This is a genomic window from Ruoffia tabacinasalis, assembly GCF_005864045.1.
Classification (GTDB): Bacteria; Bacillota; Bacilli; order Lactobacillales; family Aerococcaceae; genus Ruoffia; species Ruoffia tabacinasalis.
The window spans coordinates 24,278-36,645 of the sequence record NZ_VBSP01000009.1 but is presented as its reverse complement, the minus strand read 5'-3'; the positions used below and the strand labels follow the sequence as shown (position 1 = coordinate 36,645).

Below are 12,368 nucleotides of genomic sequence, written 5' to 3'. Positions count from 1 at the left end.
CAATCTATGAAAATTCTTAAAAAGCAGTATATTAATTATAGTCAAAATAGTGTTTTAATGTCAATGATGGCTCCTTTTTTCATCAGATTTGTTCTTCCAATTATATATAGAAAACGCAATTCAAAAACTTGTATTTATTAAAATCTAGTGATAACATACTTATTGTTTATATTTTTTCAAAGGAGAGGATCAGTGACTAAAATTATTTTATCAGATATCAGATGGGATTATATTTTTAATCCCCAACTTGCGCTTGAAAGTATCCCTTTTGTACTCGAAGGGCTTAGTTATACGATTGCTATCTCACTGTTAAGTTTCATCCTGAGTCTTATCGGAGGAACAATCCTTGCCCTTATGCGAATCTCAAGATCAAGGCTACTTAGAATCCTCGCTCGGTTCTATGTTTCTTTCTTCAGAGGTGTGCCAGTACTCGTGACCTTATTCTTTTTATACTTTGGTCTCCCTTTAGCCAATCTTATGCTGACAGCTATTCAAGCTTCGGTCCTTGGCTTTGGACTAACAAGCAGTGCTTACAGTTCTGAGATTATTCGCTCAGCTATTGAAAGCATCGACAAGGGTCAGTGGGAAGCTGCTCAGTCTTTGGGATTGAATCGACGAAAAGTTTTGAGAAAAATTATTTTCCCTCAAGCCACTCGTATTGCGATTCCTGCCTTGAGTAACGTCTTATTGGACTTGGTAAAAGGAAGCTCACTGACAGCCATGATTACTGTTCCAGAAATCTTCCAAAAAGCTAAAATTGTCGGTGGAGCTAATAATGACTATATGACCATGTACTTTCTTATCGCAATTATTTATTGGATTATCTGTGTTATTTATGGTTTCTTACAAGATTACTTAGAGCGACTATATAAGCCAGATCAGATAACTCCCCCTAGCAAACGCATGTCTCCTTAGAATTAAAAATGATTGGAGTAAAAAATGTTCAAAAAATTCTTTAGTGCATTAGTTATCGTTTCACTTTTCTTCACACAATTCACGGCTGTCTCAGCTCAAGAAGATGATTCCTTAAGTCGCGTAGAAGAAAGAGGTCATCTCATCGCAGCCATATCAGGTACGCTCTACCCTAGTGGTTATTATAATGAGGACAACGAATTAGTTGGATATAATATTGATATAATTCGTGAGGTAGCTGATCGCCTAGGTCTTGAAGTTGAGTTCATGGAGATGGGTGTTGACGGAATGTTAACATCTGTGAAGTCAGGTCAAGTTGACTTGGTCGCTGAAGGAGTTCAACCCACTGCTGAACGTGAGAAAGATTTCTTAATCGGTGAACCTATTAAATACAGTTTCACTTCGATCGTTGTCCGTTTATCTGATAATTCAGGTATTGAATCGATTGAAGACTTTGCTGGTAAAAAAGCTGCTGGTGGAGCGACAACCAACTATATGCAAGTAGCCGCTCAATTAGGAGCTGAACTTGTGACTTATGACAACGCAACAAACGATCAATATTTCCTAGATGTTGCGAATGGACGTACTGACTTCATCCCTAATGACTACTACTTACAAAAGACTTCTATTGATTTCTTTAGCGACTTAGGTGTTAAACTTGGGAATGTATTCTACAACCCTTCATTCAGTGCCTTCGTCTATAATAATGAATCAAACGCGCTTCAAGAAGCTATTGATGCTGTCTTAGTTGAGATGAAAGAAGATGGCACTTTAGCAGAGATCTCCGCTCAATACTTTAATGGTGATGATGTGTCCGTTGAACAAGAAGAAATCAACGGCATCAAAATTAGTGACCTTCCAGTAATTGAGTTAGAAGACTAATCTACGAATGAAAACACCTGAGACAATGATGTTCTTAGGTGTTTTTCTTTCTAACTATCTTATAAAAATTTTGATATAATTAATCTATCAAGATGATAGGAGGATCACTATGAGCTCACTATGGAAGAAAACATTAGGTATCGCGGGTGTAGTAATTCCAACTTGGTTAGCAATCTATGCATGGCCACCTAAAGAAAAAACGACACCCTTTAATTATGAGAAACAAGACAGACCCTTAAATATAGCCCACCGCGGAGGTTGTGCCCTGGCACCTGAGGAAACCTTAGAAGCATTCGCTAGGTCTGCACAAGCCGGAGCAGACATGTTCGAGTATGATGTTCATATTACCAAAGATGGATATCTCATTGCCAGTCATGACCCTACTGTCGATAGAATTACAGATGGGAGTGGCTATATTAACCAACTCACTTTAACTGAGATTAAATCGTTCGATGCGGGTGTAACATTCCAAGATTTAGAAGGTAATTATCCTTATCAAGATCAAGGTGTTCAACTAGCAACTGTCGAAGAGATATTCTTATTATTCCCTCACACACCTGCTGTCATTGAATTAAAAGATACTAATGACCCAGCGCTTTACGAAGACTTAATTCAAGAGATGTGGCGTCTAATTCAAAAGTACCATATGGAAGATAAAGTCGTTATAGGCAGTTTCGACCATAAGATTAACAGACGCTTCAAAGAAGTATCTCAAGGTCAAGTAGCTATTGGTGCCGGTGTCAGTGAAGCAACCTCTTATTTAACAAAGATGATTTTAAGACTGAATGGGCTTGCACATACAGATGCGCAAGCTTTCCAACTACCAACGACCCAACATGGGTTAGACTTGACGCAGAAAAATATCATTAACGGCTCACGTCAACGCGGACTAGATGTTTATTACTGGACGATTAATGACGAAGGAACTATGCATGATTTGATTGCTAAAGGCGTTGATGGGATTATGACAGATAATCCTGAGTTGTTGGAGAAAGTGTTGAATGAGGGTTAGAATCACAAAAAATAGGCTGGATGACAAATTTCATGTCATCCAGCCTATTTCATTTAATATTTCTTATTCCCAGCAGTAAGGTCCTGACTTTTCCCGGCGTCTTCGACTTGGAAAAAGCCTAGTACTCTTTGCAGGTATAACACCAACATTTTCTCTTAAAGAAAATTGGTGTTACTCCCACTCAATTGTTGAAGGTGGTTTACCTGTCACATCATACACTACGCGGTTAACGTGAGGGATTTCATTGACAATTCGTTTACTAATTTCATGTAATACATCCCATGAAATGCGAGCGAACTCACTAGTCATTCCGTCAATCGACGTTACTGCACGAATTCCGACCATATGATCGTATGTACGGCCATCTCCCATAACCCCAACACTTCTTACGTTTGGTAAAGTCGTAAAGTATTGCCAGATATCACGGTCTAAACCATGTTTAGCAATTTCTTCACGTAAGATTGCGTCAGATTCACGAACGATTTCAACTTTTTCTTCAGTAATTTCACCTAACACACGAATTCCTAATCCTGGTCCAGGGAATGGTTGACGCCAAACGATTGAATCTGGCATACCTAAAGCCGTTCCTAATGCACGGACTTCATCTTTGAATAATGTGTTTAGCGGTTCAATTAATTCAAACTGCATATCTTCTGGTAAACCTCCCACATTGTGGTGAGATTTAATTGTTTGAGCCGTTTTCGTTCCAGATTCAATAATATCTGTATAAAGTGTTCCTTGAGCTAAGAAGTCAATTCCTTCTAACTTAGTCGCTTCATCATCGAAGACATAAATAAATTCATTCCCGATGATTTTACGTTTTTCTTCTGGATCGCTTACTCCTTCTAATTTAGAAAAGAATCTCTCTTTAGCATCAATACGGATAATGTTTAAGCCGAATTCTTCTAAAGCTGCCATCACGTGGTCACCTTCGTTTTTACGAAGTAATCCATGATCGACAAAGATACAGACTAATTGCTCGCCAATTGCTTTTTGTAAAAGCACACCAACGACACTTGAATCAACTCCACCTGATAAAGCTAATAATACTTTACGGTCGCCAACAAGTTCACGCACTTTCGCAATCTCAATATCAATAAAGTTCTCCATTGACCATTCTCCAGAAACGTTACAAATATTGAAGATGAAGTTACGTAACATGTCATTTCCATGAACACTTGCACGAACTTCTGGGTGGAATTGAACACCATAAATTTGACGTTCTGTATTCTCAAACGCAGCAATCGGTGTACTTTCATTACTTGCTGTAACAGTGAAGCCTTCGGGTACTTTTGTAATTAAATCCGAATGACTCATTAAAACTGTTTCAGTTTCTTCTAAATCTTCAAAGATTCCCGCTTCATTATTACTGATGTTAATTGGCATTTGGCCATATTCACGTTTGTTTGAACCTTCAACTTCTCCGCCAAATAATTTAGTTGTTAATTGCATTCCGTAACAAATTCCAAATACTGGAAGACCTAAATCATAAATAGCTGGATCAATATCAAATGAGCCTGGAGCATAGACACTATGAGGCCCTCCTGAAAGGATAATCCCTTTAACGCCAGTCATTTCTTTTATTTCTTCAGCCGTTGTGTCATTGGGTAATAATTCACTGAATACTCCAAATTCACGGATACGTCTTGTAATTAATTGATTGTATTGACTTCCGAAGTCTAATACAACGATTTTCTCAATATCTAATAAATTTGTTTCCATGCAATTCTCCTTTTTTAATCAATATTTACGTACGTAAACATTGTCAATCGAATGATTTTTTCCTTTATATAAGATTACATCAGCCCGACCTCTTGTTGGTTGAATATGTTGAACAAGGTTGGTTAAGTTAATTGTATACCAAATTTCATTCCCGTAGTCTTCCACTTTTTCAGATGGCCATTTGGTAATTTCATAGAAATAGTTCGTTGGATCATCTTTCGCTGATTCCATGTGCATCTTGAACCGGTCCATAAACCAGGTTTTAATATGAAGTGGATCGGCATCTATATAGATTGAAAAATCAAAAAACTCATTCATATACGTTTGTTGGTTTTCCGGTAGTTGAAAGGCATTAATTCCTTCAACAATTAAGATATCAGGTTTCTTCATAACTTGAACTTCTCCTGGTACTATATCATAGATTTCATGTGAATATGTCGGATATTCAACATCCTCTACCCCAATTTTTACCTTACTCATAAACTCTAGTAAACGAGGCATGTCATAACTTTCCGGGAATCCTTTCCGTTTCATTATTCCACGTCGTTCTAGTTCTTCATTTGGGTATAGAAATCCATCGGTTGTCACTAATTCAATCCGCTTCTCAGGATAGTATTTCTGAAGCAAGCGCTGAAGTACTCTCGCTGAAGTACTCTTTCCTACTGCGACACTTCCGGATACACCAATCATGAATGTATTATTCTCAAATGAACTTTTCTCACCGATAATATCAAAGAATTTATCACGTTCTACTTCATATTCATCTTTGTTCTTAAGCATTACATCAATATAATGAACTAGTGGGACGTAGACTTCTTTCACATCTTGTTGTGATAATCGGTCGTTTAAGGAAACCAATTCTTCCAATCCTACAATTGGTTTTAGGTTTCCTTTCATTTGGTTAAATCGTTCCCATTCTTTTCTAGAATAATGTGTAAATAATTCGCTAGTCAAATGACCACTCCTTAGACTTTACTTTAATTATAAGTATTTTAGCACTCTCCAGGAATAGTTTAAAGGCTTGAAAGAAACCATTTTCATAAATTTTACTAACAACGACTATAACTTCTAATTATCCACTCAAAAAAAGCGTGATGATTAAAGCTTCGGGACGATTTATTGCAAAAACTGTTGAATATTATATAATTAAACTATCAATTCGATTGAATTTCTTAGTGTATTAATTTTAGAATTTTACCACGGTTAAAAGTAATACACAATAAAACTCCGATAAATAAACTAGAAATTCGAGTGAATGTTCGGGTTTTAGCTTATCTCATTCGATATTTTTATAGATACATTTAATTAAAATATATAGAAATAGTCACTTTTTTTAACACTATTCCTTATGGAAATGCTTACTAAAGGTTGTATTCTAATAGTATTTATGTAAAATAATAATGTGATATAATAATAATATTTTATATAAATAAAAAAAGTGATGGGAGGTAGAAAATGGACATATCAAAGCGACATAATTATCAATCTAAATTAATGACTTCAAATGCGAAACAACTTATTGGTATAGGTAAGGCTCATAGTAAGATTATATTGATGGGAGAGCATGCGGTTGTCTACGACTACCCTGCGATTGCATTACCTTTTAATTCGGCCAATGTGACTGTGACGATCACTCCTTCTAAATCTAATCATACTTACATTCATAGTTCATATTATGATGGCATTATAGAAGATGCGCCGGAATCTTTAGATAACCTTAAGCAAGCTATTGAAGTGACTCTGAGTAGCTTTAAATTAGCGAATACGCCTATGGATATTACTATCGATAGTTCGATTCCTTCAGGGCGAGGTATGGGTTCGTCAGCTGCGGTTAGTGTCGCGCTAGTTCGTGCTTTGTGTGATTTTTACAAGCAAGAAATATCTAATTATCAGTTGAATTTCATTGTGAATCAAGCCGAGGTTATCGCCCATGAATCAACAAGTGGTTTAGATACTCTTTTAGCTAGTACAAATTCACCGGTTATTTATCGTAAAAGTCAAACAGCAAAAACGATTAAAATTAACCTAGATGCTTACTTAGTTGTAGCTGACAGTGATATGCCAGGTCAGACGAAGACAGCCGTGAGTAAGGTGAGACAATTAAAAGAATCGAAACCAGATTTTATTAGAACGGTGATGAGGGCCATTGGTGGCTTTGTCCAACAATCTGTTGATGCGATTCAAGGGAAAGATATCAATGAATTAGGTCGCTTGATGACATATAACCATTACTATCTCAATCAATTAGAGATTTCAAATGCCCATATTGACCGTATCGTTAACGCTGCTTGGATAGCCGGTGCTTTAGGTGCTAAACTTACAGGCGGAGGCTTCGGTGGCTGTGTAATCGCACTAGCTCAAACTAAAGTCGAAGCCGATTTGATTCAACAAGCAATGATGGATGCGGGCGCAACAAAAACTTGGTCATTAGATTTAAAAACAATATAAGGTGAGGTTTATAATGCAACATAAACAAATGGATACAACAACGTATCGTGCTTATACTAACATTGCTTTAATTAAGTATTGGGGAAAACGAAACAAAGAATTGTTCCTTCCCGTTACAAGTAGTCTTTCTTTGACGCTTGATCAATTTTATACAGAAACAACTTTAGAATGGAATTCTCAATCCAATGAGGATACCTTTACCTTAGATGGTCAAATACAAGACATTAACGCGATCGAGAAAGTATCGCGTTTTATTAATATGTTCAGAGATTTATCTGGTATACATCGACCAGTACACGTAAACAGTACCAATCATGTTCCAACTGCAGCCGGTCTTGCCTCTTCGGCATCGGCTTTTGCAGCTTTAGCTAGTGCCTGTAATGATTTATTTGAGACAAATCTATCGAATAAAGAACTGTCTACCTACGCTCGTCGTGGTTCTGGAAGTGCTACTCGTAGTTTATTTGGTGGCTTTACCGTTTGGCATAAAGGAATTGGGAACGAATCGGATTCAAGTTTTGCTGAGATGATTGATGAGGCTGATTGGGATATTGGTATGCTTGTTGTTATGATTAATAAAGAACAAAAGAAAATTAGTAGTCGTGTCGGAATGGAACATACTATCGAAACTTCTCCTTTCTACAAACTTTGGCCGGAAACAGTGGCTGAAGATTTGGAAGCAATCATTCCTGCCATTGAGAATAGAGATTTTCCGACGATTGGACAAATCGCAGAACATAATGCGATGAAGATGCATGCGACGATTATTGCTGCTGATCCAAGTATGACTTATTGGGAACCTGAATCTCTGACTGCAATGAACATCGTCAGAGAACTTCGTGAGGCTGGCATTCCTTGTTACTTTACAATGGATGCTGGACCAAACGTGAAAGTTCTTTGCCGTTTAAGCCAGGCCGAAGAAATTAAGAAAGCCTTTGAAAAACATTTTTCAAGTGATCGTCTAGTTATAACTGGACCTGGAAAAGGACCGCATAAGATTAGTTAGGAGTGTAGATATTGTCAACACAAACATCGATACAGGATCTTTTCAATCGAACGTCCTTCAATGAATCTAGTACCGTTAAAGTACCAGGGAAATTATTTATAACGGGTGAATATGCGATTTTATTCCCGAAACAACCGGCTATTATTATAGCGGTCGATCAATTCTTAACTGCTCGAGTTACTGCGAGTGAGCATACTGAAGGTGGAGTAATAACGACTAATTTGTCTGAATTAGGTCCTTTGAATTATGATCGAAAAGATAATCATTTCCAAGTTGCACCAAATACTGCAACTGGTTGGCACTATTGTATTAATGCGATTCGTGTCACTGAATCACTTTTACGAAGCTTAAATGTCTCTATTTTAAATTATAATATTCAATTTAATTCAGACTTAATTAATAAAGATGGGTTAAAATTCGGTTTAGGCTCAAGTGGTGCAATTGTCGTAGCGACGATTAAAGGGATATTAGCTTATCATGGAGTACAAGCATTAGACCATGTGACTATCTTTAAACTGGCTGCGATTGCGTTGGCTTTATCGAAATCAAATGGGAGTTTGGCTGATATCGCGACAATTACGACTGGTGGCTGGGTTTATTATCAATCTTTTGACCGTGAGTGGTTGAAAGAGATGGTTCATGCTAATACACCGTTGGCTTCATTGCTTCTAAAGAATTGGCCAGACCTTGTCATTGAATCACTGAATGTTCCTGAAGAATTGTCCTTACTTATTGGTTGGACTCAATCACCTGCTTCAACTGAGAACTTAGTCGGGCAATTACTTGAACGATCAAATCCATCAGATGACGTCTTCAAATCATTCTTAAAGAGCGCAATGACATCGGTTGAACGCATGCGTAGTGGCTTTCAAGCTAAGAACTTAGCAAGCATTCAAGATGAAATTCAAGTATATCGTCAATTATTATTAGAATTGAGCCGGACTTATCAACTAAACATTGAAACAAAAGAACTGACTCAATTTATTGAAACAGCCCTTCCACACTCTTACATTGCTAAATCCTCGGGAGCTGGCGGCGGAGATTGTGGCATTGCTATCGGCCATCAAGATATCGAAACAGAGACTTTAATTAAAGAATGGGAATCGGAAGATATTGTAGCTTTACCACTGCAAGTGACTCCACCCTTCTCTACGGAAACAACATAGTATCGGAGGCAATTATGACAAAAGAAAATCAACCTTCACTTGCTCAACAACGAAAAGATGATCATGTGAACTTGGCTTTAGAACAACAAAGTAAATTACAAACATCGGCGTTTGATGATATCCGCTTTATGCATCATTCATTCAGCGATGTGAAATTTGACCAAATAGATACGTCAACTCAATGGGCAAATACGACTCACCGTTTTCCTTTCTATATCAATGGGATGACAGGTGGTTCAACCTATACGAAACAATTCAATGATTCGCTATCAAAACTTGCGCATGAGACAGGCTTAGCGATGGCATCTGGTTCCGTCAGTGTTGCTTTGAAAGAACCTGAAGTCAGAGATTCGTTTACGATTATTAGAAAAAATAATCCAAACGGCTTCGTTATGGCAAACTTAGGTGCGCACCATGACTTAGAAAACGCTAAACGCGCCGTTGACCTGTTAGATGCTAATGCCTTACAAATTCACTTGAATACCCCCCAAGAAGTTGTGATGCCTGAAGGTGACCGTGATTTCTCAACCTGGAAAGAAAATATTCAACAAATTGTTGAAGGCTTAGATGTTTCAGTCATTGTTAAAGAAGTCGGTTTTGGTATGAGCAAAGAAACGATGGAAGAACTAATTTCACTAGGTGTTAAAAACATTGATGTCAGCGGACGAGGTGGGACAAACTTCGTTAATATCGAAAATGATCGTCGTGACACCATTGATTTCAGTTTACTTGGTGAATGGGGTCAAACAACTCCAGAATCATTGTTAGAATCACTTTCTTTACAAAAAGAAGTAAATATTCTAGCCAGTGGTGGAGTCAGAAGCTTTTACGATATCGTTAAAGCATTGGCTCTTGGTGCCAAAGCGACTGGCCTATCAGGTAAATTACTTCAGACAGTCCACTTAGAAGGCGTCGATGCTGCTACTCAAATCGTCCTAGATTGGGAGAAAGCTATCAAACATATGCTTCTATTACTAAACTGTCATAACATCCAAGAACTACAAGAAACTCAATTATTACTACGTGGTCCACTGCGTGAATACGCTGAATTACGTAAGATTGATTATAAATACCTTGCAAGACGTTAAAAAAATCCCATTGCCTCTTCAATGAGACAATGGGATTTTTAGTATTTTCTATGCATGGTTAATTGTATCAACAATTAATTGAATTGGTTCACTATGGTCACTAATCTTAAAGGCTTTTGTTAATTTATCTTTAACTTCAGAAATATCTTCTGTATTCGAGTGAATAACAACAATCGGATCGCCTTTTTTAACTGAATCTCCAACTTTCGCTTTAAGAACTACACCAACCGCTGGATCGATATCATCTGTATATTTCTCGCGACCTGCTCCAAGTAGACTACAAGCTACTCCGACTTCATGTGCTGTCCAATCACTAAGCACACCATCACGGTCTGCTTTAATTTCAGTTTGATATTTCGCTTGCGGCAGTAAACTTGGATCATCAACAACCGCTGGGTTACCACCTTGATGTTTAATAAATTGACGGAGTGTTTCTAATGCTTCTCCATTGTCGATTTTTTCTTGTAATAAGGCTTTACCTTCTTCTAAGCTTTCAACTTTATTCGCAGCCATTAACATTTGGCTTCCTAAGACTAGACATAACTCAGTTAAGTCGCTAGGTCCTTCGCCTCTTAAAGTATCAATTGCTTCTTGAATTTCTAAAGCATTCCCAACAGCAAAACCAAGAGGTTGACTCATATCAGAGATAACCGCTAAAGTCTTACGGTTCACTTGTTCACCGATTTGGACCATTGTTTTAGCTAATTGACGTGCATCATCAACAGTCTTCATGAACGCACCGTCACCCACTTTAACATCCAATACAATCGCATCGGCACCTGAGGCAATTTTCTTACTCATAATGGAACTCGCAATTAATGGAATCGATTGAACAGTACTTGTCACATCACGTAATGAGTACATCTTCTTATCTGCGGGTGCTAAGTTACCAGTTTGTCCAACAACCGCCACTTTATTCTTATTCACTAGTTCGATAAATTTCTCAATTGGTACTTCAATCTTAAAGCCTTCAATGGCTTCAAATTTATCTAAGGTTCCACCGGTATGGCCTAGACCCCGTCCACTCATCTTAGCAACGGGAACACCTGCACTCGCAACTAATGGCGCAAGGACAATCGTTGTTGTGTCTCCTACTCCACCCGTTGAATGCTTATCAACTTTAACGCCATCAATTCCAGATAAATCAATCTGATCTCCACTTTCAACCATAGCCATAGTTAAATGACTGGCTTCTTTTTCATTCATACCTTGGAAGTATATTGCCATCATCCAAGCACTCAATTGATAATCCGGGATAGACTCATAAGTCAAACCTTCCACCATAAAGCGAATTTCTGCTTCGCTTAACTCTTCACCCATTTGTTTTTTCTCAATGATATCAACAACTCTCATAACTTGCCTCCACTTCCAATATTATTTACTTCGTGTAATTTCTTGTACATTTCCTTCAGCATCACTTGATAAGATGACATCAGGATAATTTAAAAATAAACCATGTTCGACAACCCCAACCATATTACTTAGCTCAAATGCTAATTGATGAGGGTTTTGAATCACATCTAAATTTAAATCAATAATATAATTACCAGAATCTGTAATAAATAAAGTATCTTGGCCTGATTTTCTAAATGTTGGATTCATACCTGATTGATCGAAAGTACGGAATAATTTCCAACTTCCAAATTGAACAATTTCGACAGGAAGTGGGAATTTACCTAAAGTATCGACCAATTTATCTTCCGTCACAATCCAAATGATCCGACGGCTGTTTTGAGCAACGATTTTCTCGTATAATAAAGCGCCCCCGCCACCTTTAATACCGTTAAAATCATGGGTCGTCTCATCGGCCCCATCAACAAGTAAATCAATAAAGTTTACATCATCTAGCGAACGACTCTCAATGCCTAAAGACTGCATTTGCGTTAAAGTACGACGAGACGTCGCAACTCCAACAATATGTTTCAGTTCGCCAGCTTGTATTCTTTTTCCAACTTCATCTATAAAGAAATATGCAGTTGAGCCCGTACCAAAGCCAACTACCATCCCATCTTCAACATAATCTGCTGCTTTCCGTCCAACAGCTTCTTTCCCTAAAGACATTTGTCATCCACCTTATCTTCTCTCATATTTGAGCTCCATTCACTTTGGTAGCCCTATCAATTAAATTATAG

At 37.6% G+C, this 12,368-nt stretch carries 11 protein-coding genes; 7 read left to right on the top strand and 4 right to left on the bottom strand.

All coding sequences use genetic code 11. The annotated features are described in order from the left end of the window. The first annotated feature begins 201 nt into the window (after positions 1-201). The 3 genes from FEZ33_RS04075 (at position 202) to FEZ33_RS04065 (ending at position 2,806) form a co-directional block, all read left to right on the top strand. Positions 202-915 (top strand): amino acid ABC transporter permease, encoded by a 714-nt coding sequence (locus tag FEZ33_RS04075; protein ID WP_235888765.1) that lies wholly within the window; start codon positions 202-204, stop codon positions 913-915. 24 nt (positions 916-939) lie between these two features. Next, positions 940-1,794 (top strand): transporter substrate-binding domain-containing protein, encoded by an 855-nt coding sequence (locus FEZ33_RS04070; protein WP_138404122.1) that lies wholly within the window; start codon positions 940-942, stop codon positions 1,792-1,794. Between the two features lie 109 nt (positions 1,795-1,903). Beyond that, positions 1,904-2,806, top strand: coding sequence for a glycerophosphodiester phosphodiesterase family protein (locus FEZ33_RS04065; RefSeq protein ID WP_138404121.1), 903 nt, complete (start codon positions 1,904-1,906; stop codon positions 2,804-2,806). A gap of 171 nt (positions 2,807-2,977) precedes the next feature. Here the strand turns inward: FEZ33_RS04065 and guaA are convergent, their stop codons facing one another. Both guaA and coaA read right to left on the bottom strand, forming a co-directional pair. Further along, positions 2,978-4,528, bottom strand: a complete 1,551-nt coding sequence (guaA, locus tag FEZ33_RS04060) for a glutamine-hydrolyzing GMP synthase (protein ID WP_138404120.1) — start codon at positions 4,526-4,528, stop codon at positions 2,978-2,980. An 18-nt stretch (positions 4,529-4,546) separates the two neighbouring features. Next, a complete protein-coding gene (coaA, locus tag FEZ33_RS04055) occupies positions 4,547-5,482 on the bottom strand; it encodes a type I pantothenate kinase (protein ID WP_138404119.1) in 936 nt (311 codons plus the stop codon). A gap of 501 nt (positions 5,483-5,983) precedes the next feature. On the opposite strand from coaA, the gene mvk reads away from it, so the two are divergent. The 4 genes from mvk to fni are packed head-to-tail and all read left to right on the top strand — an operon-like array spanning position 5,984 to position 10,236. Then, complete coding sequence (gene mvk, locus FEZ33_RS04050; RefSeq protein WP_138404118.1) at positions 5,984-6,976, top strand: mevalonate kinase; 993 nt, start codon at positions 5,984-5,986, stop codon at positions 6,974-6,976. 13 nt (positions 6,977-6,989) lie between these two features. Beyond that, the gene (gene mvaD / locus FEZ33_RS04045; RefSeq protein WP_235888763.1) at positions 6,990-7,982 is read left to right on the top strand and encodes a diphosphomevalonate decarboxylase; all 993 of its coding nucleotides are present in this window, start codon (positions 6,990-6,992) and stop codon (positions 7,980-7,982) included. 11 nt (positions 7,983-7,993) lie between these two features. Continuing rightward, complete coding sequence (locus FEZ33_RS04040; protein ID WP_171031277.1) at positions 7,994-9,148, top strand: phosphomevalonate kinase; 1,155 nt, start codon at positions 7,994-7,996, stop codon at positions 9,146-9,148. 14 nt (positions 9,149-9,162) lie between these two features. Continuing rightward, positions 9,163-10,236, top strand: coding sequence for a type 2 isopentenyl-diphosphate Delta-isomerase (gene fni / locus FEZ33_RS04035; protein WP_138404116.1), 1,074 nt, complete (start codon positions 9,163-9,165; stop codon positions 10,234-10,236). Positions 10,237-10,284: 48 nt separating this feature from the next. Here fni and FEZ33_RS04030 read toward each other — a convergent pair whose 3' ends face one another. Then, positions 10,285-11,589 (bottom strand): pyrimidine-nucleoside phosphorylase, encoded by a 1,305-nt coding sequence (locus FEZ33_RS04030; protein ID WP_138404115.1) that lies wholly within the window; start codon positions 11,587-11,589, stop codon positions 10,285-10,287. Between the two features lie 21 nt (positions 11,590-11,610). Next, positions 11,611-12,297: a ribose-5-phosphate isomerase RpiA gene (gene rpiA, locus FEZ33_RS04025; RefSeq protein WP_138404114.1), complete on the bottom strand. Its 687-nt coding sequence runs from the start codon at positions 12,295-12,297 to the stop codon at positions 11,611-11,613. Positions 12,298-12,368: the final 71 nt, after the last annotated feature.